We start from the raw sequence: 21,259 nt of genomic DNA on the forward strand, positions 1-21,259 counted from the left end.
TTTAATTTGCCACAATTAAACCAGCTTCTAATGCAAGTTTTTTTAAATTTTGATAACCCATTTTTGCATAAGTAAGAGGATGTGCTTTATTTGGATCTTGTTCCGCTTCTACTACAAGCCATCCCTGATAATTTTGAGCTGCCAGAACTGACAAAATATCAGCAAAATTGATAAATCCATCACCAGGTACTGTAAAAATGCCATCGTGAATAGATTCCATAAAACTTGTTTTATTTAAAATAATTTTTTCAAGTTTTGATTTTCTAATGTCTTTGCAGTGAACATGATTTATTCTTTTAGCATGTTTTATAACAATTTCTTTAGGGCTTCCTCCAGAAAATACACAATGACCAGTATCTAATAATAATCCAACAGAGGAACCTGTATTTTCTATTAATAAATCAATTTCTTTATCAGTTTCAATAATTGTTCCCATATGATGATGGAATGACATATTTAATCCAAAATCTTTTATTAGATTTGCTAATTTAGTAATTTTATTTCCATATATTTCCCATTCATTTGTTTTTAATTTAGGGCGTTCAGAGATGGGTTCAAATAACCAATCTTTTTGTCTATAGCTAACATCTGCATAGACAACTACATTTGCATTTAATTCTTTTAATAAATAAAGGTGAGGCATAATCGCATCAAATTCTGCTTCTACATTGCGTTCGGCAATATGACCGTCAAACCAACCAGAAACCAGTTCTAAATCAAATTCAGCTAAAATATTTTTTAATTCATTTGGTTTTCTTGGGAATTTACCACCAAGTTCTGTACCAGAAAATCCTGCTTTTTTCGTTTCTTCTAAACAAGTTGTAAGAGGTGTATGTCCACCTAATGTGGGATCATCATCATTACTCCAAGTAATTGGATTTATGCCAAGTCTTATTTTGCTCATATAGTTCCTTTTAATTCATTTATTAAAAGATTTAATGAAATTCTTTAATGTTACTTTGTGAATTTATTTTTTCTATTTCTAATTGAACCTTCTGTAATTCTTCACCACCAGCCATAACTTGCAAAACTTCTTCTTGAGAGATTTCTGTTTTTTTAAAAGTTCCTTGACTTGTTCCCCTATTTAATAAAGTAAATCGATCTCCAATTGTAAAAGCATGCTGAATATTATGAGTAATAAAAACTACTCCTAAATTTCTTGATCTTGCTTGAGCAATGTATTTAAGAACAAGAGAGGCTTGATGCACTCCTAAGGCAGAAGTTGGTTCATCTAAAATTAAAACGCGAGCACCAAAATGAACAGCTCTGGCAATAGCAACACACTGTCTTTCGCCACCTGATAAAGTACCAACAGATTGACTAGGATCTCGAATGTCAATTCCTATTTCAGATAAAGCCTGTAATGCGATTTGATTAGCTTTTAACATATCAATTCTTTGCAAAATTCCTCTGCCCTTAACAGGTTCTCTACCCATAAAAAAATTACGAGTAATGCTCATTAAAGGGGACATTGCTAAATCTTGAAAAACGGTTGCAATTCCTAAGTCAATAGCGTCTCTAGGGGAGGATAAAAGGATAGGTGTTCCATCAATAAATAATTTACCTCCTGTTGGTTGATGAACTCCGGATAATATTTTAATTAATGTAGATTTTCCTGCGCCATTATCACCAAGTAAACAATGAACTTCTCCTTTTTTTATATCAAAAGTAATATCAGTTAAAGCAACTATAGATCCGAATGTTTTATAAATATTTTTTAATTCAATAATAGACTGAAGCATTAAATGCACTCCTAATGAGATAAAAGAGCGCGACGACGAACATATGTATTAAATAAAACAGCAACTAGAATCATGATTCCTAAAAAAACTTTAAACCAATCATTGTCAATTCCTGTATAAAAAATTCCAATTTGAACTGTACCAAATATAAGAGCTCCTAACATTGCTCCAATAGTTGTGCCATAACCTCCTGTTAATAATGTTCCGCCAATGACAACAGCAATTATGGCTTCAAATTCTTTTTGCATTCCTCTTAAAGTGTCAGCTGAACCTGATTCTGTTACCTGAATTGTCGCAAAAAGAGTTGAAGCTAAGGCTGTTATAATGAATAAAATAATTTTTACTTTTTGGACTGGTATACCCATGTTTCTTGCTGCATTAATATCTCCACCAACGGCAAATATCCAATTTCCAAAACGTGTTTTTAATAATACCCATGATGCAATAATAGTTACAAAAATCCACCATAATAATGATATTGGAATACCTTCAATGACAGGAGATCCATCAGAATGAGTTGCTAATAAATGATTTTCAGAAAGCCAAATAAACAATGGTTTTCCAACATGGCCACTAAATAAAAATACGCTAAAACTTTCTTCCGCGCCTTCTGTTATGTAAGGTATTTGCGTGCTTCCCGTAAATGATCTCGCTAAACCAACGGAAAGTCCTCTTAAAATAAACATAGAAGCTAAGGTAACTATAAATGAAGGTAATCCTGTTTTAACGACAAGCCAACCATTGAAGCAACCAATTAAAATAGCAAGAGTAAAAGTGAGTGCTATTGAAATAGAAAGAGGGATTTGAAATTGATTAACACAAATCCCAATACAAATACTTGCAAATGCAATCATGGATCCCATGGATAGATCAAACTCTCCTGAAATCATTAATAAAGCAGCGGCTGCTGCAAGAATGCCAAGCTCGGCTGAAACTTGAAAAATATTAATCATTCCTTCAGCACTAAACATTCCACTAGAGCCAGCAAGTATAAAAAATATAAAATAAACAAATATGATTGATGAAGTAACTCCTAGCTCGGGTCTTCTGAGTAATTTAATTATCGATGAGGTTTTGTGAATACGTTTTGTATCACTTCCCAATCCTTTATTTATTAATTTTATTGAAGTTGATTTTGAACCCATTTAAAAACTCCGATAAGAAAATATTTTATTTACCACATTTTTGTTACTTTATTACCGTAATCCTTTTTTACTTAATTCAAGAATTTTTTCGGAATCTGTTTTAGTTATAAAATTGGGTCCAGTATAAATATTGCTAACGGGTAAGGTTCCATACATTGCATTCTGTGCCAGAAGGGTTACAGGAAGATAACCCATTAAATATTGCTGAGAATCAATTCCAAAAAGAATTTCATCTTTTGATATGGCATTTAATATTTCAGATGATAAATCAAATGTACCAAATATGTATTTATTTAAAATTTTTTTTTGTTTTAAAATTTTTAATATTGTTATTGCTGGAACGGGTCCTAAAGTAATTATTCCATTAATGTCTTTATGCGTATCTAAATAAACGGAAACTCTTTTACTTGTTTCTGTTGGGTCTAAATTCACCGAAACAATGGATACATTTTTCCCCAATCCTTTAGCAAAACCTTCACATCTTTCGTCTAAATTATGATTTCCAACTTCATGGTTAATGCAAATTGCTTTTTTAACTCCGGCTTGAGCCATTTTTATACCAGCTTGTTTTCCCGAATCAAAATTAGAAGAACCTCCTACAAAAAATTTGGCTCCTAATTTTTCACCTTCTTCTTTTCCTGCATCAATAGTTACGACGGGTATACCTGCTGCAACTGCAGATTTAATAGATTTACTTAATGCATTTGCATCAGGAATAGATACAACAAGTCCATCTACTTTTGCAGCAATAGCGGCATCAATCATTCTTGACATAGCTATCCCATCAAATTGATTTGGTGCTTGATAGCTAACATGAATCCCCAAATTTTTTCCTGCTGCATCGACCCCTTTTTTCACTGCTGTCCAGTAGGCATCAGAAGATTCTCCATGGGTAACAACAGCAATTTTAATATCTTTATTTTTTTTTGTTTCATTAGAATAAGAATTCATTGAAATAAAAAAAGTACTAATTATTAAGTTAGAAAATATTATTTTACTAGAAATATATTTTTTATGAAACATTTTTCCATCCTAGATAGAAGTTATTTAAATCCTATTTAGACAAGATATTCAATATTCAATGTTGAGTTTTTACTTAAAAAATCATTCAGTAGAACACTGATGTGATTTTTGAAATGGACTGTTAAAATTCATAATTAAATTCATACTTCATGGCCAAAAGATAATCAAGTATGTGAGGCATAGTTTTTTTAGTAATTGCGTTATTTTATAAACTAGAACAGAGTGGATTATAGAAATTTTCAGCTATGAATTGGAATATTGAATTTTTTTTAAATGAAAATAATTATTCTAGTTTTCGATCTAAAGTATAATTTTTTGTTTCAGAATAATTTTCAGTTGTTTTTCTATAAATAGGTTTATTATAATTATTATTTAAATTATTTTGATTATTGCTTTGTATAGAAGATTGATCCGTAATTACGGGAGTAATTTTCTCTTCTTTTTCGGTTATAATTAATATATTTGCCCGTTTTCCTAATTTCTCATTTTTTCCAACTGCAAGTAATTTTACATCCTGAGCTTTTATTTTTTGACTAACATAGGAGTATATTTTATCAAGACGTTCCTCAGTTAATTTTTTGTTAAATGGATAGGAACCTTTGTGATCGGCAGAAGAAATAATTTGTAAAAAAATAATTTTTTCATTTTTTGGAATTTGTTCTAAGCAAAGATCTATTTTAGGATGATTAATTGAAGATTTTCCGGAATCAAAATCAATATTACATTCAAATTTATTTTGCTTGTTACTATCGCTTGAAATCGCAAAGGTATATCCGGAAGACAAGATAGAGAACGGTATCAATGGAGCAATGATTTTTTTTAGATACATTGACGAGTCCTTTCTGGTGAATGAGAACAGCGTGATTAAGTCATAAAAGTTCTTTTAAGTCAAGATGTTGGTTATTATGTTATTTATTTCAATAATTTATAAATTTTAAAATATTACAATAAAATCATATAATTAAAATATATTGACAAAAATATCTAAATTAGATTATATTTTCTAATACTAGGAGTTTAGGTTATGATTCAACAGTATCTCAATATAGCAAAAGCATTAGAACAACTTTTTTATCCACAATTGGAAGTTGTGATTCATGATATTAAGCAAAAAAAAGTGGTATACATTGGCAATAACTTTTCCAATCGTGAATTAGGTGATGACTCAGTTTTAGATGACATTTCATTTGAAAAATCAAAAAAAATTATAGGACCCTATGAAAAAATTAATTATGATGGAAAAATTTTAAAATCAATTAGTATTGTTCTTGAAGAAAAAAATGAAAAAAAATATTTAATGTGCCTAAATTTTGATATTTCAGTTTTAAACCAATTATCAAATTTTATTGAAATATTTATTGGAAAATCCGAATATGATCGCTCAGCTTCTTTTATATTTAAAGATGATTGGAGAGAAAAAATAAATATTTATATAAATAATAATTTAAAAGAAAAAGGTAAAATCATTGATAATATCAATAAAGAAGAAAAAAAAGAACTTATTATTGACTTACAAAATAAAGGTGCTTTTAATGGAAAAAATTCAAAAGATTATGTTGCAAAAATATTAAAAATATCAAGAGCAACTGTTTATAATTATTTAAATGAAAAGGATGAATAAATTAAAATGAAGTTACCAATTTTTAAATTAGAAGATTATCTTTCAGAAAGAGAATTTTTTTGTGATATCATGTTTTCGGGTTCAGACATGGAATCTTTTTTAATGCAAGATATTATAAAGCTAGCGAATCCAGATGTTTTAAATATTTGGAATAATTTAAAATTGGAATATACTCTTCCTCTTGGAAATCCTTTATTATTAGAGGAATTAAATAAAAAGTATAAGCTAAATTCAGCTTTTGAGAATATTTGTACTTTTACAGGTGCAGAAGAAGCTATTTATGCTGCTTTAAATACAATTATTGATAAAAATGATCATGTTATTGTTTTAACACCTTGTTATCAATCTTTAAGAGATATTCCTAAACAACTTTGTGAAATAAGCGAATTAAAAATTAAATTTGAAAATGGAAAGTCTTTTTTTGATTTGTCAGAGGTTTCTTCTCTTATTAAATCAAATACAAAATTAATTATTATTAACTTCCCTCATAATCCAACTGGTGCTCTCATTTCAATAAATGAATTAAATAGTTTAATTGAATTATCAAGAAAACATGGTATTTATATATTCTCTGATGAAGTTTATAGAGGACTTGAGCATAATAAAGAAGATAAGCTTCCTTATGTCGCATCAATTTATGAAAAGGGAATTAGTTTAGGTGTAATGTCTAAATCCTATGGTATGCCTGGACTTCGTATTGGATGGCTTGCTATGCAGGATAAAAAAACTTTAAAAAATATTTCAAACATGAAGCATTATTTATCGATATGTAATAGTGCTCCTAGTGAAATTTTATCTTTAATTGCTCTACAAAATGAAGATGATATCAATTCAAGAAACTTAAATATTTTAAATAAAAATTTAATTCTTTTAAAACATTTTTTTCAAGAACACAAACGCATTTTTGAATGGTTTGAACCTAAGGGTGGCTGTATTGCATTTCCTAAATTAAAATTAGATCTTCCCATTTATGATTTTTGTGAAAAACTAAGATTAAAAGAAGGCGTTGTTTTATTACCTGGAAATATATTTGATAATAATGAAAATCATTTTAGAGTTGGCTATGGTCGTTTAAATATGTCAGAAGCACTAATAAGATTAAAAAGATTCCTTCATTCGGAAAATTTAGTATGAAAATAATTTCATTAGAAGAAATAAAAAACTGTTTCGATTTCAATAAAATCATTTTAGAAATTGAAAAATCTTTTATTGAGTATTCTAATAATAATATTGAATCTTTACCTATATCTCATTATCAATTTAATGATAAAAAAGCAGATATTCATATAAAATCAGGAATGATTAAATCAGATAATTATTTTTTTATTAAAATTGCATCTGGTTTTTATGATAATGCTTCTAAATATTCTATTTCCAACAGCCAAGGAGCTATTGTTGTTATAAATGCAAATACAGGTATACCTGAATTTATTTTAAATGATCAAGGTTACCTTACGGATATTAGAACCGCAATTGCTGGCGTGATTTGTGCAAAGTATTTAGCACCAAAAAATATAAATTCTGTTGGAATATTTGGCTATGGAATACAATCTTTTTTGCAGGCAAAATTTTTAAAAATCCAAATTCCACAGTTAAAAAATTTATATTTATATGGAAGAAATAAGTTTAAATTTGATAAAATAAAACAAAAATTTGATAATTTAGGTTATCAAGTACATATTTCAGATTCCGCCAATTTTGTAGCACAAAATTGTAATTTATTAGTGACCACAACTCCAGCATGTGAGCCCATTTTGTTTGGTGATTTTATTCTTCCAGGAACTCATATAACAGCTATTGGTGCTGATGATGGAATAAAACAAGAATTAGATATTTCTGTATTTAAAAAAGCATCACATGTTTTTGCAGATTCCATTGAGCAATGTCTAAAATATGGTGATTCTTCTCATGCTGAAAAAGCAAATGTAACTTTAAGAAACAAGATTACAGAAATAGGTAAATTAATTAAAACAACAAATCATTATGAAAGAAATGAATCTGATATTACAATTTCAGATTTAACTGGTTTAGCAGCTCAGGATATATTTATTTCAAAATATATTTTAGAAACATTAATTAAATAAAAATAAATATATTTACTATAAAAGTAAATATATTTATTTTTTAAGCAGTCAAAGAATTATTTGAATAATCCCTTGATAAATTTTCCAACAAAACTAATTGTGTCTATGATACCTTTTCCAATTTCAACTGCTACTTGGCCAGCAGCTTCAAATCCTGCGACAATTTTTTCTCCAACATCATTTGTTGCTTTTACTTTTTGATCTGTTTGTTTAACAATATCAATAATATTTTTAACAGTAGAGACGATTGGTGTGCTTGGTTTTGCTGGTTCAGGTTTTACAGGATCTGGTTTTACAGGATCTGGTTTTACAGGATCTGGTTTTACAGGATCTGGTTTTACAGGATCCGGTTTTGTAGGATCCGGCTTTGTAGGATCTGGTTTTGTAGGATCTGGTTTTGTAGGATCTGGTTTTGTAGGATCTGGGAAACATAATTTTAATTGATCTGTTTCAGCAGCTGTTTCTTTAGCAATAAATTTTGTACTGACAGAACTACTTGCCGTTGTCGTTGCGCTAGCACTTGCTGAAGCTGATGCCGTTGTAGAAGATGCGGATTGTTCGGAAGCAGTTGTGCTGCTTTGCTCAGTCGACTTTTCAAGGTACTTGCTAGAGTTTGATTCAGAGTAATTATAAGTCTCTAAAACTTTTTGTTTATCTTCGGAAAGTCTTTGGAATGAGCCTGAATTCAATGGGTTGATTGAAAATTCTTCCGCTTTTGGTTTTTCTTCGGGTTTACTTCCTAAAGTACAGGATTGAGCTGTTGTTTCTGTTACCTTAATAACCGTTTTTAATTCTTTTCCATCCTTATCTATTTCTCTCCAAACACCTAAATAAGAAGCTTTTTGTTGAGGAGGGGTTGGAGTTGCTGAAGCGGCAGCTGGATTTGTATCAGCTGATTGTGGTTGGCTATTTGATGAATTGGTTTTACCACAAGAAGCGGCTAAAAAGCTTATTAAAGTACCAGTTGCCACTAACTTAACAAGACGATTTTGTAAATACATATACAACTCTCCTATGAGGTTTATGAAAAATTACTATGTAATTTTTATGCTTTTAGATGGCATTCGCTGCCGAATATTCTTTGAACTTTTTTTATATCATGAGGAAAAATTTTAAAAAAGGTAAATATAAAAGTGCCTTTCTTTCTTAATTTTATCTTAACCAATATGTAATATCGATTGTTTTGATATAATTCAGAATGAAATTATGAAAGGCTAATTTTTTGTATATATAATAATTCATCTTATAAATTTAAAAAATAAATACATATATTATTATAAAACATTTATTAATTTATAATAATATATGTATTTTGTTAATAAGTTACATGGTTTATTGATTGTTTTATTTAATTATGTAATTAAAAATAAGTTCAATTTTGTTTTCTTTGAAATTCATGTAGGGGGTTGTATTTTATGCTTAAAAAAAAATTCATATATATTTTAGCCGTTTTGGCTTTTATTTCTTGTGGAAAAAAAGACAATAATAGCAACGCTAATAAAAATAATAATATAAAAACGAAAGAAAAAAATACTTCTTTATTTGCTATTTGGGAAAAGGAAAAAGAGGATATTCAATATAAATTAGATTTATCTTCTGTTTCTTTAAATAAAGATTCATCTGTAAAGTATTTTTATACAGATAAAAAGAATAACTTTACTTTTAAGTGTTCTGGTGAAATGAAATTTGTAGGTACTCAATTTTCAGGAAAAATAGAAGATCCCAGTTTTAAATTTTCTTATGATAATGAATCAAGCGATGTATTTAAAATTAAAGAAAGAAATAAAGCGTATTTTTTTTGTTTTGGAGTAAAAAGTTTATTTAAAAACACATATTATCATTTTGAAAATGGTCAATTATCATTCTGTGATAGTGAAAGTAAATGCTTAGAATATAAATAAAAAAAACTCTCAAATCAAAAAATGAATTGAGAGTATATTATCTAAAAAATAAAAAATTATTTTTTATCAGCTTCAGCCGTTTTTGCAGGAGCTGGTGTTGTTGCGGGAGCTGGTTTTGCAATAGAAACAAGATTCACTTTAAATACTAAAGTTGAGTTTGGACCGATTGCAGGTGAAGGAGCTTGCGCGCCATAAGCAAGGTTAGCAGGGATATAAAGCATCCAAGTAGAACCTTCTGGCATAAGTTGTAGAGCTTCAGTCCAGCCTTTAATTACACCATTTACTGGGAAAGAAACTGGCTGTCCACGTTGGTAAGAGCTATCAAATACTTTACCGTTAATGAGTGTGCCTTCGTAATTTACTGTAACTGTATCTGTTGCTTTAGGTTTTGGACCTTTGCCTTCAGTTACGATTTTGTATTGAAGACCGCTTGGTAATGTAACAATTCCTTTTTCCGCTTTTTTCGCTTTTAAGTAAGCTTCGCCTTCTTTTAAGTTTTTATCGCCACGGATTTTTTGTTGCTCAGTCATATATTTTTGCATAAACGCTTGAGAGTCTTGTTGACTAATTTCAGACTCTTTTCCATTTAAACCATCTTCAATTGCTTTTAAAAGTACTGTTTTATTTACTTTAAATTCGCCGCCCTTGAGACTAGAAGAGATTTCATGTCCAATGATGTAACTTGCTTTGTCTTCATCGTTTTTAAAAGTCATAGAACCCTTCTTGCTTGTTGTGGCAGAAGGTGTGTCTTTTTTAGCTGCAGCAGGTTCCGCAGCGCTTGCAGAGATAGCGAGCAATGGTGAACATGCAAGAGCTGCAATGAGTGCCCATTTTTTTGTTGAAGCAAAGTTCATAACAGAGTTCCTTCTAGTGATTAGAAATATAGCATTCGTCAACAAAACGAATGGTCGCACAACTGTATTACTGTTATATATAAGTGTCAAGCACTAGGAAGACTCTATTTTTTATTATACATCTAAATTGTATGTTAAAAGTACGAGGTTTAAAAATGACAAATTCAAAAGAATATCCTTATGCAGCAAGCGTTTATATTGGGAGGTTCCAGCCTTTTCATAATGGGCATTTAAACAGCATTAAATCTGCATTACAAAAATCGCATCGACTTATCCTTGTATTAGGTGGAGCTTATCTATCTCCATCAATAAGAGGGCCATGGAGTATCGAAGAGCGAATTCAAATGATTAAGACTTGTTTAACAAAACAACAATTAAATAGAATTGATTTTGTGTATGTCAGAGATAGATTATACTGTGAACAATTATGGATCCAAAATGTAAAAGGCGAAGTTGCAAAATTAATTGATACAAATCTTCCCATTGCGATAATTGGTCATGAAAAAGATTCTTCTTCTTATTATTTAAAAGTATTTCCGCAATGGTTTTTTTTGGAAACGGGAAACTTTAAAGGAATAAATGCAACAGATATTAGAAAAGCTTATTTTTTATCAGAAAATTTAAAATCAGCCTATGATAAAACCCCTAAACCTATATCAAACTGGCTTAAGAATTATCGGAAAAAAAATGCTTTTAAAATAATAAAAGAAAAATACAACTATATTCAAAAAATGTTATCAAATACTAAATTAAATATGAATAATGATGTTTTTAATGTTTTTATAATTTGTAATAATTATGTATTATTGTTGAAAAGTAAACAAACATTAAGAAAACATTTATTTTCTATGCCAGAAATTGAAGAGTTAAATCAAAATGATCCTAAAAATAGTATATTAAGTGAAATTATTTTTAAAAATTCCAGTATTAAATTAAATTTTGAATTATTGAATCATCGTATTTTTGATTATTCTGGGCGATATCCAATTGGAGTTCAAAAATCAAATACATTTTATTTTAAATTAAATCATGAAAATTTACCAGTCGTGTTACCTGGAAAAAATTCTGAGCATGTTGAATGGATATTATTAGATGATATTCATTTATTAGAAAATCAAATATATTCAGATCATTTTCAAATTATGAGTTGGTTTTTAAATACTACTTCTTCATAAATGCGGAGTGTTTTGTCATTAAAGACATCCATTCTGATAGTTTTGAAATATCAAAAAGATCTTCATTAATATCTGCATTTTCTATTGCGTTTTCTAAGTTTTGTTTTTTTGACAAGCCATGCATAATAGAAATAAAATCTTCTGGGATTAAAATAGTTTCTAAACTCCATTCACAACTCTTAAAAATTAAAATAGATTCATTTGTATTTTTTATAGAGCTTAATTCTTCAATTCTTTTTTCTTCTAATATTTCTTCTGTTGTACTTTTTAATTCTGATAATTCGGAAAGATTTTTTGCAGAGCAATACATTTGAAAAATAGGCCACTGTGATTGCAAAAATATATGTTCCTCTTGCAGAAAAATTTCATTTGGCTGAGGAACAGTTGTTGAATTTTTTATGAGTAAAGACTCTTTTGGATTTGGGGCAGCTAAAATATCAGAAATATTTATGCAAAGTTTTATAAAATCGGGAACAAATGGGCATTCTTGAATTTCATCTAATTTTTCAAGAAAGTATGGAAACTCCCGAATAGATTCTTCCATGTGGCTTGGTGTTGGGTTTTGATAAAAGTATTCTATTAGAAAACTTTTAATTAAGTCTTTGCCAAATAGTAAACTTGCTAATTTAAATATAGTTTCTGAAAAAACAGATGAAATTCTGCTATAATAAGAAACCCGATACGCTTCAAGTCTATGAGCCGTTTTTTTCTCAAAAATATCCATTTCTTTTTTTTCAAGAATTTCGTGAATATTTATATTTGGATTAGATGTTATGGTTTCTAAAAAAAAGTTTTGAATTTTTTTAAGATCATTTATTGTCATGATATTCTATTTCCATAATTAATTTCATAAATAATTTCATGAAAAGGAGCAATATCATCATCTCTTTCTATAATAACAGGGCGACTTCCAATATTTTTTAATGCCCATTTCATAAGATCCCAAACAGGATCGCATACTAATGAATCGTGCGTATCAAATAAATAATCATCCATTTTTGAATGGCCAGCAATGTGGTATTGATTTACGTAGTCTGGATTTATTTTTTCAATTTCTTTCTTATGATCATAGCCATGATTAAATGCGGAAACGTAAATATTATTAACATCTAATAAAACGCCACATCCTGTTCTCTTACATATCTCGTTTATAAATTCAATTTCTGAATATGTACTTTCATTATATGAAATATAAGAAGAAATATTTTCTATAGAAAATTGTCTTTTTAGAATATCTTGAATAATATTTACATTTTCACAAAGTAAATTTAAAGAAACAGATGTAAATGGAATTGGTAAAAGATCAAAACTATTATGAGTCGGATTCGCAGAAAAACAAAGATGATCAGAAACGACTTTAGGTTGAATAGAATCACATAGATTTTTTAATAAATAACAATATTCTTTATTTAAGCCGAAAGCAGAAGCTAAATTTAAACCAACTCCGTGAACAACAGTACTTGTTCTTTCTGTAATACGACGCATATGGTATAAACCAGGTCCTCCTTTTAAATACATATAATTATCTGCCATAATTTCTAAAGTTGGGAGCTCTTTTATTTCATGCCAAAAAGAATAATGGGCTGCACGAAGGCCAGCCCCAAATATTCCTATTTTTTCAATACTTAATGTTTCATCAGAGTTACTTTGAGGAAAAGACACATTAATTAACCTTTATCGACTATTTTTTTCCCATTTGAGTCTTTTTTTATTAAAAACCCACCTTCAATTTTATGACAAGAACCTTTAGCAACATAGACCCAAGCAAGATGCCCCTTTTTATCTGATCCAGGGACATTGCCGGCGCATTCAAAAGTTGTACTTTTTTTGTATTTATTTTTGAATGCAGCGTTAGCTGCGGCAATTTCTTCTTTATCAATAGAGCATCCATTTTGTTCTTTTTTTTGAATTCCATAACATTTTTCAACTTCTTGGGTAACAATTGTTTCAGCTGGAGAATCTGCCTTTGCACTTAAAAAAATACCATTTAATGCAGCGGCTAATATAATTTCTCTTTTTTTCATAACTGCCCCCAAAAGTTAAAAATTGAAATTTAAAATTAAAGTTTTTCTATTTTGCCTTCTTTATCCATTAAAAACCCGCCAAGTTTTTTACAATCTTCTTTTGTTTTTACTTTTGTCCAATTTAAATTTCCGCCTTTTCCAGCGCATTTAGCTTCAGCACCGCATTTATGAGCAGTTGCTTTTGCATATTTGTCACCAAATTCTTTTTTCGCAGCTTCTACATGTTTTGCATCTACAGCGCATTGTGCTTTATCTTTACCCGCAGATTTCCCACCGCAGCTATTAACTCCCCAGCAATTCACTTCTGCAGCACTTGCAGCAGAAACTATACCAACAGAAAGACCAGCAACAGCAGCGCATACTAATAGCTTATTCTTACTTGACATATACATTCCTCCTTTAGGAAATAAAATAAATTAGGACATTATCATAACAGATTTATTTAACAGAACGTGAACCTTCGCAAGAAATATTTATCGTAACAGTATCTCCTACAACGGGACCCGCTTCAACAATATTTTGGAAATTGACTCCAAAATCTTTTCTATTTATTTCTGTTGTTGCCTTAAAGGCTTGCATTACTTTATCTTTTGATTTGATTTGTCCTTTATGAGTTACTTTAAAAGTAGCTTGTTTTGTAACTCCACGTATTGTTAAGTCACCAACTAATTCAAAAGAATTGTCACCTGTTTTTTTAGCTGACGTTGATTTAAATGACATAGTAGGGAATTTTTTGACATCGAAAAAATCGGCACTTTTAAGATGGTCATCACGTTTTTTTACAGATGTATCCACTGATGCTGCTTCAGCTGTTGCTTCAATTTGAGTTTGAGATAGATCTTCTGGATTAAATTTAAATGTTCCTTTAAATTTTTTGAACTCTCCTGTTACTGTACTAATAACAAGATGCGCTACTTCAAAAGAAACTTTTGAATGATCTTGATCTATAACATAGTTTTGTAGACTTTCTGCAGCCGCTACAATAGTACCTTGTTTTTGAGAATCAGGACTTTTTGTTTCTGCAAGCGCATAAAAAGGAAAAGCTAAGAGTGTTGAAAACAAGTATACCTTTGTAACTTTATTAGCGATCATTAACATCTCCTTAGTAAAAAATTCATTAGTATGCAAAGTATCAAAATAGATTTCAAAAATAAACATGTCAAATTTTATTTCTATTTTTCTGTTTAGTTTAAATTAACAGAATCTTTTGCCCTATCTAAAAAAACTTTTAAAGATGGATATCTTTCTCTTGCTTTTAAAGCCCAATATAGTTGTTTTCGAGGTTGTTCATGTCTTATTAATATATGAAGTAATAATTCTTCGTCCGCAGATATATTTTTTTTCTCTTTTTGAATTTTTTTTAATTCAAATGATGCAAGGTTTCTTATTTTTTCATCAAACACTTCGTGTTTTTTTCTAAAAGCATTAAGATCATCAACTTCAGAAGTTTCTTCTCTATATTTGTTCATATAATGAAACCAAGCACCGACCAACATAGATAGAGAAGGAATTTCTTTTGAAAAAAATTGAATGAGTGAAATAATTTGATCTGTTGGATGATTTTCTAATAATAGCTTAGCAAAATTTGTTTCTTTATTTAAATCTATTTTTTCTTTGTGGTATTTTCCGAAAATATCTAAAATTTTATTTACATCTTCATCTAAAATTTTATTATTTTCATTCATTTTTTTATTTTTTGATTCCATTTTTTTTGGGAAAATAAGCGCTTCTTCACTTGATAGGGAAACTTTTACAGGACGAACCTTAGAATTTATTTTCTTTTGTGGAATAAGAGAATGTAGATTTTTAGCATCCCCAAGAATTCTTTTATTAGGTTCGGGAGTACTTCTTAGATTTTTCCATTTTTCGGGATCGAGATTCATTTTTAGAACTAAAGTTTTTTCATGTTTTTTTGTTACGCTTAGAATGTTACTTTCTGACAACTCTTCAACCGCTAATTTTACTTGTCTTTCGGGAACTCCTAGTAATATAGAAAGTTCAACTGTGCTTGATACAATTTCATCAATTCCAGCTGCATAACAATTTAAGATATAAAATACGAGCGAGTAACTGCAGGAGCCTAATCTTGCAACGGCAAGTACTTTAAATCCGCCTCTTTCCCAAAAGTTTCTTAAATTCACAGCAATCCTCCAAAATCAAATTTCTTCCATATTAAATACTAACGTAAATTATCCGAAAGGTAAGGCAAACCCCATTTTAATGAGGTATTTGAAATGATACAAAGATTTTTAACCATTGCAGATATACCAGAATTAAGACCAGATCCTATACAAGCAGACAAAACGATACCAGAACTTGAAGTTTTTATTCCTGTTGATGTTTATTGGATAATTCAAGATATTATTAAAAATATGAGATATGCACGAACCGTCGATTTATCTATTGATAAGTATTGGCGAGACTTCAATCGTTTAATCTATCCTTGTCTTATTTTTGAAAAGGATAGAATGTGGTTTCGAAGAAATGTTGGATAAGCTTTTTTATTCTAACAAAAATACAAATCCACCTTGGAGTAATAATCCGGTAGAAGATAATGCTTGGCTAGGATTGACATTATAAGAAGCAGAAACTCTAAATAAAATATCTGTTAATAAAATACCTAATTCACCAGGATAAACATCAAATATGGGAACTAAACTAATATCTAAATTTCCACCAAATTCAAAAATAGGACTAAATTGAGTTATTCCTAATGGCTTGTTTGTTGTATTATTTGATGCATCTGTTGATGCGTCTTCTCTAAAACGGGTACCACCTACACCGACAAATATTCCTGGTTGAATATAAGACCAACTTGGATTCCGGTACCTTATTCCTAATAAGGCTTCGGCAGTTAATGCATAAAATTTTCTTGTGTAGGTTTGCTGTGTGCCAAGCATTATTGTGCTGCTTGTGCTTGTATTGAATAAATAGCGTCCTAAAATTCCTGTAGATAAGCCAAAATTTCCGAACCAAAATAAATAATTTGAGCCTATTTCAAAATGTCCGGTTGGTTGAGAATTATAGTATTTATCATAATAAACTTTATCGTCAGTAGGAATTAAAATACCACCTGATAAAAATAGATCATAATTTGGTTGTTTATCTTTATTTGAAACCGCATTTGATTTATATGTTTCTTTATCTTTTTTGGGTTTATCAATAGATGGAGGCATAATATTTTTATTTATGACATCTTTTTTAGCTGGGTCTTCTTCTTTAGAATTGTCACTTGTGTTACTTAAGTTTTCTTTTTTAGCAGGTTCTTCTAATTTAACTGACTCATCAGTTTTAGTTTTATCGCTTGAATTACTTAAATTCTCTTGCTTAGCAGGTTCTTCTAATTTAGTAGGTTCTTCAGTTTTAGCTTTATCGTTTGTGTTACTTAAATTCTCTTGTTTAGTTGGTTCTTCTGTTTTTATATTTGGGTTTTCTTTTATCTCGTTTTGCAAAGGAGACTCCGGAATTTCTTGTGCAGAAGCTTCTTGATTCCAAATAGAACCTGCCTTTTGTAATAGAGATTCTAAGAATTCACCTGATTTTTTTGCATATCCTGATAGTCGATAAAGTGCTTTACCAGAATATTCAAAAAACAAATTAAACGCAGGTTTTAATTTTGGATTTTCATCTAGCCAATTTGCCCAAACCTGAGCATGTTTATAATAAAATGGAGTAATTCCCATAGGAGTAAGATAAGTATCTCTTAATATACGCCAATAAAAAACAGAATCACTGTTAATATCACCAGAAGCTGCTGTTACAACAAAACAATCTTTTGTTTTTGGAAGATTAGGGGATTTATCTGTGCTTGCTAAGGGAAGGCTTATTCCTGTAACGTAACTAATATTAGAATGAGCAAGGCTGTAATTCGGACTTAGTGTTTTTGAACTTGAGTCATAAGCGTTATTAAGAGCCCAAGCCATAACTCCGTAAATCGCTCCATTGCTGATATTGCCTTTACTCCAAGAGCTTTGTGAACCAGGAACATAAACAACATTGTAACAACCTGAAGGTGTTCCATTACTATCACTTGAAATTTGTGAAGGATTGGTAATACCGGGAGTATAGGGAATTGCTGCTAAATCTCCTGTTAATGAAATTGAATTTGTTGCAAAAAGACTTGAAGGGGCAACGGATGAACAACCGATTGCACTTGATGATCCTCCAGACATAAAACTGGATTGATAAGGTGTGTAGGTGCAAGTATAAGGTGTGGTAGAAGCCGTTTTTAAAGAAACAGAATTCATAGCAAACTGCCAATTTCCAGGACTGGCGCCACAACCTGTCGATTTTCCATTAGCGTCTTTATCAAGCCAATAAACAATAACGTAACCAGATAAAGTGTTTGGATTGGCTGTAGCTGTTAATGTTCCTGCTGTAGCTTGCTCAACGGCATTTAAACTCGAAGGCGCAGATAACGTAACAACAAAAGCGCTGTCTTGAGCTTTTACAGAAATGCTTGGAGCATTTACCATTGCACCTGTGTCTGCCTGCCAATAAAAGCTTGTGCCCCCAGGAGTTGAGATTCCATTATAAAATGGCGTAAATTGTATGCCGCCATTTGAAATGGCGCCAATGATATCGTTTGGTAAAATATTATTTGCTTTGGTAAAATCAATTGTAACTTTAATCGAGCCTTTATAAGTAGAAGTATTAAATCCTCCTACATCAGAGGTTACTGTTACCCCATTTGAAAAAGTAGCTGCTTGATAGTACTTAAGATAATTCCCAGTTGTTGCTCCAATGGCAACACCCCATTGTGTTGGGTCATGTTTAAACGTAATTCCACTTGGAATGCTTATCGATATTGGATAAGTTAGAACTAATTTGCCTATTGAACCTGCTGTTTGGTATTGTGAGGGAGGTGCAAAAGTTGAAGTAGTGCTATTAGGAGCATAAATTTCAATCGTTGCTGCCGATGGCGTACAATCCGAACACGGTGCTAAACTTTGAGCATACGTAAAACTCGTAAATAAACAGACAACTGCTATATATATCAATGAAAATATATTTTTCATTTTATTTCTTTCAAAAATTATTTTGCTAAAATTGATTGAATTGTACCATTTAATGCGCAAGTATTTATGACTTGAATTGCATTTAATGCAGCGCCTTTGCGAAGATTATCCGAAACAATCCAAAGAGAAATTCCGTTATCAAACACATCTGTTTTACGAATTCGGCTTACAAAAACTTCGTCTTTTCCATGAGCTTCGCGAGGAGTCACAAACATGCCAAAATGATTTAAATCTTCATTTAACATTGATTTTTCATCGATTACACAAATTCCTGGAAAATGGGAAAGCTCTTCTTTAATTTGTGATGCTGTTACTTTTGAAGAGAATTCTAAAGTAACAGATTCGCCGTGGCCTACAAATGTTGGAACTCGAACGCTGGTTGCTGCAACAGGTAAATTAGGAGAAGCAAGAATTTTTCTTGTCTCAGCTATGATTTTAGATTCTTCATCGGTATCCCCGTTTTCTAAAATACCAGCTACATAAGGCATTACATTAAATGCAATAGACTTTGGGAAGAGTTCCGATTTACCGCATGTTAGATCATGATTGACAAAAAAGTTTTTAGATTCATCGGTTAAAATGTCAATTGCTGGTTTTCCAGCTCCTGATACACTTTGATAAGTCGAAACAATAACTCGTTTTAATCCAAATTTTTCTTGTAAAGGCTTTAAAGCCATAACAAGTGGAATGGTACAGCAGTTTGGACTTGCGACTACTGGAAATTTTGAAAGATTTTCTGGGCTTAATAAATTTCCGTTTACTTCTGGAACAACTAATGGAACAGAAGGGTGCGCTCTAAAAGCAGACGATTTATCAATACAAAGAATGCCTTTTTCTGCTAATTTAGGAATATATTCACTTGAAATAGCGGCATCTGTTGCAAATAAAAGTGCGTTGCATTCTAGCATTGAAGAAAGCGATGGTTCTTCTATTGTTACTTTATTATTTTTAAAAGAAATTGTTTTTCCCGCTGAAGCACGAGAAGCATATAATTTTAATTTTTTAACTTTAAATCCAGAAAAATCATCGGTAAGAATATCTAATGCGGTTTGTCCCACAACTCCTGTTGCACCCACAATTCCAATTGTTAACTCTAGCATAATGAAAACCTCAACTTGAAAATATTACTCCGAATTATTTCCTGCCTCAAATAGTTCCTCTTCCTCTTCTGCTTTATCTTTTCTTGTGAAAATCCATAAAACAGGGCCATGAAAACAGTATATTATTAAAAACAGAGCTAAGGAAACAACAAATTGTAAAATAAATATAATGGCGCATATAATTAAGACGGCAGATAAAACACGAAATGGTCTTTTTCTTGGTAACCGCATAGATTTATGACTTAAATATTCAAAAGTAGATACCATTCCGAGAGCAAGTAAAAACATAATAATTAATAAAGTAATATTTCTTACTTCAGGAATTGTAAGGGTCTGTGCAAGTAGAACTTCCCATTTAGAATGATCGGCAAGAGTCCAAGAAGCAAGCTCGTTTTGTGCCATAATAAATACGGCTAAAGGAGCAGCGGCCATTGGAATTGGAAGACCTGTAAAATTACCACTTGTTTTGCCCATTTCACTTTGCACATTAAAGCGTGCTAAACGCAAAGCACCACACGCTGCAAAAATAAAGGCAACACAAAATCCAAGTCTAAAAAAATCATTTAGTGCGTAGTTATAAATGACAATGGCTGGGGCAATTCCAAATGAAACGAGATCACATAATGAGTCTAATTGGACTCCAAAAGAGCTTTGAGTATGCGTTAAGCGCGCTACGCTACCATCTAGACCATCACATAATCCAGCAGCCAAAATAGCATACGCAGCAAAAACAAATTCTTGCATGTTGCCATTCATCCTACCATCTATTGAATATTTTATGGCAAGTAAACCAAAAAATAGAGAGGCAGAAGTGATTAAGTTAGGTAACAAATAAATACTAGATTTAACTTTACGCTTTTTATCTATAAGGTGAGATACATTATTTTCTTTATTATTTAAATTTTCGTGTAGTTCTGGATTCATAAATTGTTTCCTTCTCTTAATTTTAAGACAGGACCTGGCTCTTTTCCGTATTCGGGAGAGAGTGATTCAACATAATTCCGTTTGTCTTCCCATGCTTTTTTAAGACTAAAATATAGATCAAAAAAGGTGATAAACCCTGTTGATTCATCATCTAAATCAAAATCACCTAATTGTTGTTTACATTCAAATTCACAATGATTTATTTTACAAATGTCTAATAATTCATTTGTTAAATATGTAGAGACAGGTAATAAATTTAATTGATTTGCCCCTGTTTTAAGCCCATTTACAAAAGCACATCCTAATCTTAAGCCTGTAAAAGAGCCAGGGCCTACTCCAACAATAATTGTTTTTATATCTTGAGAAGTTAAAGAAACAATTTCAAGTGATCTCTGATAGACTGTAAATAAATTTTCTGCCGTTTTTCCAATGACTCTAGAAAATAAAGTTTTTTCTTTTAAAAAATATTCTATATTGGAGTCAATTAAATTTATTTTTGAATTTAATATATTCGTAAAACCAGATTTGTTTTGTATTAAAGATTTTAATTCTGAATTATTTTTACAAATTATTATACCAACACCTCGTCTATGGGTAAGAATAAGTGCAAATGGAAACTGTAACTGGTCTGTGAACACAAACTGTTCC

23 protein-coding genes are annotated in these 21,259 nt (G+C 30.5%); 6 read left to right on the forward strand and 17 right to left on the reverse strand.

Annotation, left to right across the window (positions count from 1 at the left end; all coding sequences use genetic code 11):
* Position 1: 1 nt before the first annotated feature.
* From iolE to GCL60_RS00445, 5 genes are all read right to left on the reverse strand, one after another.
* On the reverse strand, positions 2-904 hold the full coding sequence (iolE, locus tag GCL60_RS00425; RefSeq protein ID WP_153417881.1) for a myo-inosose-2 dehydratase: 903 nt from the start codon (positions 902-904) through the stop codon (positions 2-4).
* Between the two features lie 31 nt (positions 905-935).
* Complete coding sequence (locus tag GCL60_RS00430) at positions 936-1,742, reverse strand: ATP-binding cassette domain-containing protein (protein ID WP_153417882.1); 807 nt, start codon at positions 1,740-1,742, stop codon at positions 936-938.
* Between the two features lie 11 nt (positions 1,743-1,753).
* Positions 1,754-2,887, reverse strand: a complete 1,134-nt coding sequence (locus GCL60_RS00435) for an ABC transporter permease (protein ID WP_153417883.1) — start codon at positions 2,885-2,887, stop codon at positions 1,754-1,756.
* Between the two features lie 51 nt (positions 2,888-2,938).
* Complete coding sequence (locus GCL60_RS00440; RefSeq protein WP_153417884.1) at positions 2,939-3,910, reverse strand: rhizopine catabolism ABC transporter substrate-binding protein; 972 nt, start codon at positions 3,908-3,910, stop codon at positions 2,939-2,941.
* A 283-nt stretch (positions 3,911-4,193) separates the two neighbouring features.
* Complete coding sequence (locus GCL60_RS00445; protein WP_153417885.1) at positions 4,194-4,739, reverse strand: hypothetical protein; 546 nt, start codon at positions 4,737-4,739, stop codon at positions 4,194-4,196.
* 195 nt (positions 4,740-4,934) lie between these two features.
* On the opposite strand from GCL60_RS00445, the gene GCL60_RS00450 reads away from it, so the two are divergent.
* The 3 genes from GCL60_RS00450 to GCL60_RS00460 are packed head-to-tail and all read left to right on the forward strand — an operon-like array spanning position 4,935 to position 7,615.
* Positions 4,935-5,531 (forward strand): helix-turn-helix transcriptional regulator, encoded by a 597-nt coding sequence (locus GCL60_RS00450; protein ID WP_153417886.1) that lies wholly within the window; start codon positions 4,935-4,937, stop codon positions 5,529-5,531.
* Between the two features lie 6 nt (positions 5,532-5,537).
* On the forward strand, positions 5,538-6,665 hold the full coding sequence (locus tag GCL60_RS00455; protein WP_153417887.1) for an aminotransferase class I/II-fold pyridoxal phosphate-dependent enzyme: 1,128 nt from the start codon (positions 5,538-5,540) through the stop codon (positions 6,663-6,665).
* On the forward strand, positions 6,662-7,615 hold the full coding sequence (locus GCL60_RS00460; RefSeq protein ID WP_153417888.1) for a Rossmann-fold NAD(P)-binding domain-containing protein: 954 nt from the start codon (positions 6,662-6,664) through the stop codon (positions 7,613-7,615). The genes GCL60_RS00455 and GCL60_RS00460 overlap by 4 nt, the downstream gene beginning before the upstream one ends.
* A gap of 56 nt (positions 7,616-7,671) precedes the next feature.
* Here the strand turns inward: GCL60_RS00460 and GCL60_RS17340 are convergent, their stop codons facing one another.
* Positions 7,672-8,616 carry a hypothetical protein gene (locus GCL60_RS17340; RefSeq protein WP_153417889.1) on the reverse strand — a complete coding sequence of 315 codons (945 nt, stop codon included), beginning with the start codon at positions 8,614-8,616 and terminating at the stop codon, positions 7,672-7,674.
* Positions 8,617-9,030: 414 nt separating this feature from the next.
* On the opposite strand from GCL60_RS17340, the gene GCL60_RS00470 reads away from it, so the two are divergent.
* Complete coding sequence (locus tag GCL60_RS00470; protein ID WP_153417890.1) at positions 9,031-9,516, forward strand: hypothetical protein; 486 nt, start codon at positions 9,031-9,033, stop codon at positions 9,514-9,516.
* Between the two features lie 56 nt (positions 9,517-9,572).
* On the opposite strand, the gene GCL60_RS00475 is transcribed toward GCL60_RS00470, so the two are convergent.
* A complete protein-coding gene (locus tag GCL60_RS00475) occupies positions 9,573-10,370 on the reverse strand; it encodes a BamJ family beta-barrel-assembly machinery protein (protein WP_153417891.1) in 798 nt (265 codons plus the stop codon).
* 155 nt (positions 10,371-10,525) lie between these two features.
* On the opposite strand from GCL60_RS00475, the gene GCL60_RS00480 reads away from it, so the two are divergent.
* A complete protein-coding gene (locus GCL60_RS00480; protein WP_161998018.1) occupies positions 10,526-11,545 on the forward strand; it encodes an adenylyltransferase/cytidyltransferase family protein in 1,020 nt (339 codons plus the stop codon).
* Here GCL60_RS00480 and GCL60_RS00485 read toward each other — a convergent pair.
* The 6 genes from GCL60_RS00485 to GCL60_RS00510 all read right to left on the reverse strand — a co-directional run bounded on the left by GCL60_RS00485 (position 11,532) and on the right by GCL60_RS00510 (position 15,710).
* Complete coding sequence (locus GCL60_RS00485) at positions 11,532-12,368, reverse strand: hypothetical protein (RefSeq protein ID WP_153417893.1); 837 nt, start codon at positions 12,366-12,368, stop codon at positions 11,532-11,534. The genes GCL60_RS00480 and GCL60_RS00485 overlap by 14 nt on opposite strands.
* Positions 12,365-13,207, reverse strand: a complete 843-nt coding sequence (locus GCL60_RS00490) for an MbnB/TglH/ChrH family RiPP precursor modification enzyme (RefSeq protein ID WP_161998019.1) — start codon at positions 13,205-13,207, stop codon at positions 12,365-12,367. The genes GCL60_RS00485 and GCL60_RS00490 overlap by 4 nt, the downstream gene beginning before the upstream one ends.
* A gap of 5 nt (positions 13,208-13,212) precedes the next feature.
* Positions 13,213-13,569 (reverse strand): BufA1 family periplasmic bufferin-type metallophore, encoded by a 357-nt coding sequence (gene bufA1, locus GCL60_RS00495; RefSeq protein WP_153417895.1) that lies wholly within the window; start codon positions 13,567-13,569, stop codon positions 13,213-13,215.
* A gap of 35 nt (positions 13,570-13,604) precedes the next feature.
* Positions 13,605-13,955: a hypothetical protein gene (locus tag GCL60_RS00500; protein ID WP_153417896.1), complete on the reverse strand. Its 351-nt coding sequence runs from the start codon at positions 13,953-13,955 to the stop codon at positions 13,605-13,607.
* A 52-nt stretch (positions 13,956-14,007) separates the two neighbouring features.
* The gene (locus tag GCL60_RS00505) at positions 14,008-14,661 is read right to left on the reverse strand and encodes a YceI family protein (protein WP_161998020.1); all 654 of its coding nucleotides are present in this window, start codon (positions 14,659-14,661) and stop codon (positions 14,008-14,010) included.
* Positions 14,662-14,753: 92 nt separating this feature from the next.
* Positions 14,754-15,710: a hypothetical protein gene (locus GCL60_RS00510; protein ID WP_153417898.1), complete on the reverse strand. Its 957-nt coding sequence runs from the start codon at positions 15,708-15,710 to the stop codon at positions 14,754-14,756.
* 93 nt (positions 15,711-15,803) lie between these two features.
* Between GCL60_RS00510 and GCL60_RS00515 the strand changes: the two genes are divergently transcribed.
* Positions 15,804-16,064 (forward strand): hypothetical protein, encoded by a 261-nt coding sequence (locus GCL60_RS00515; protein ID WP_153417899.1) that lies wholly within the window; start codon positions 15,804-15,806, stop codon positions 16,062-16,064.
* Between the two features lie 6 nt (positions 16,065-16,070).
* On the opposite strand, the gene GCL60_RS00520 is transcribed toward GCL60_RS00515, so the two are convergent.
* From GCL60_RS00520 to GCL60_RS00535, 4 genes are read right to left on the reverse strand one after another with little or no spacing between them, the layout of a single operon-like run.
* A complete protein-coding gene (locus tag GCL60_RS00520; RefSeq protein ID WP_153417900.1) occupies positions 16,071-18,587 on the reverse strand; it encodes a hypothetical protein in 2,517 nt (838 codons plus the stop codon).
* Positions 18,588-18,604: 17 nt separating this feature from the next.
* Entirely contained in the window at positions 18,605-19,687 is a 1,083-nt protein-coding gene (locus tag GCL60_RS00525; protein ID WP_153417901.1) for an aspartate-semialdehyde dehydrogenase, read from the reverse strand.
* Positions 19,688-19,711: 24 nt separating this feature from the next.
* Entirely contained in the window at positions 19,712-20,611 is a 900-nt protein-coding gene (gene pssA, locus GCL60_RS00530; RefSeq protein ID WP_153417902.1) for a CDP-diacylglycerol--serine O-phosphatidyltransferase, read from the reverse strand.
* The gene (locus GCL60_RS00535) at positions 20,608-21,249 is read right to left on the reverse strand and encodes a hypothetical protein (protein WP_202613977.1); all 642 of its coding nucleotides are present in this window, start codon (positions 21,247-21,249) and stop codon (positions 20,608-20,610) included. The genes pssA and GCL60_RS00535 overlap by 4 nt, the downstream gene beginning before the upstream one ends.
* Positions 21,250-21,259 lie beyond the last annotated feature (10 nt).

Origin of the sequence: Silvanigrella paludirubra (assembly GCF_009208775.1) — a bacterium.
Lineage (GTDB): Bacteria > Bdellovibrionota_B > Oligoflexia > Silvanigrellales > Silvanigrellaceae > Silvanigrella > Silvanigrella paludirubra.

Coding starts and splice junctions, on each gene's coding strand:
- GCL60_RS00480 (WP_161998018.1), top strand. CDS start 10,526: ATGACAAATTCAAAAGAATATCCTTATGCAGCAAGCGTTTATATTGGG.
- GCL60_RS00525 (WP_153417901.1), bottom strand. CDS start 19,687: ATGCTAGAGTTAACAATTGGAATTGTGGGTGCAACAGGAGTTGTGGGA.
- GCL60_RS00485 (WP_153417893.1), bottom strand. CDS start 12,368: ATGACAATAAATGATCTTAAAAAAATTCAAAACTTTTTTTTAGAAACC.
- GCL60_RS00460 (WP_153417888.1), top strand. CDS start 6,662: ATGAAAATAATTTCATTAGAAGAAATAAAAAACTGTTTCGATTTCAAT.
- GCL60_RS00440 (WP_153417884.1), bottom strand. CDS start 3,910: ATGTTTCATAAAAAATATATTTCTAGTAAAATAATATTTTCTAACTTA.
- bufA1 (WP_153417895.1), bottom strand. CDS start 13,569: ATGAAAAAAAGAGAAATTATATTAGCCGCTGCATTAAATGGTATTTTT.
- GCL60_RS17340 (WP_153417889.1), bottom strand. CDS start 8,616: ATGTATTTACAAAATCGTCTTGTTAAGTTAGTGGCAACTGGTACTTTA.
- GCL60_RS00505 (WP_161998020.1), bottom strand. CDS start 14,661: ATGATCGCTAATAAAGTTACAAAGGTATACTTGTTTTCAACACTCTTA.
- GCL60_RS00450 (WP_153417886.1), top strand. CDS start 4,935: ATGATTCAACAGTATCTCAATATAGCAAAAGCATTAGAACAACTTTTT.
- GCL60_RS00435 (WP_153417883.1), bottom strand. CDS start 2,887: ATGGGTTCAAAATCAACTTCAATAAAATTAATAAATAAAGGATTGGGA.
- pssA (WP_153417902.1), bottom strand. CDS start 20,611: ATGAATCCAGAACTACACGAAAATTTAAATAATAAAGAAAATAATGTA.
- GCL60_RS00445 (WP_153417885.1), bottom strand. CDS start 4,739: ATGTATCTAAAAAAAATCATTGCTCCATTGATACCGTTCTCTATCTTG.
- GCL60_RS00475 (WP_153417891.1), bottom strand. CDS start 10,370: ATGAACTTTGCTTCAACAAAAAAATGGGCACTCATTGCAGCTCTTGCA.
- GCL60_RS00520 (WP_153417900.1), bottom strand. CDS start 18,587: ATGAAAAATATATTTTCATTGATATATATAGCAGTTGTCTGTTTATTT.
- GCL60_RS00500 (WP_153417896.1), bottom strand. CDS start 13,955: ATGTCAAGTAAGAATAAGCTATTAGTATGCGCTGCTGTTGCTGGTCTT.
- GCL60_RS00455 (WP_153417887.1), top strand. CDS start 5,538: ATGAAGTTACCAATTTTTAAATTAGAAGATTATCTTTCAGAAAGAGAA.
- iolE (WP_153417881.1), bottom strand. CDS start 904: ATGAGCAAAATAAGACTTGGCATAAATCCAATTACTTGGAGTAATGAT.
- GCL60_RS00430 (WP_153417882.1), bottom strand. CDS start 1,742: ATGCTTCAGTCTATTATTGAATTAAAAAATATTTATAAAACATTCGGA.
- GCL60_RS00515 (WP_153417899.1), top strand. CDS start 15,804: ATGATACAAAGATTTTTAACCATTGCAGATATACCAGAATTAAGACCA.
- GCL60_RS00470 (WP_153417890.1), top strand. CDS start 9,031: ATGCTTAAAAAAAAATTCATATATATTTTAGCCGTTTTGGCTTTTATT.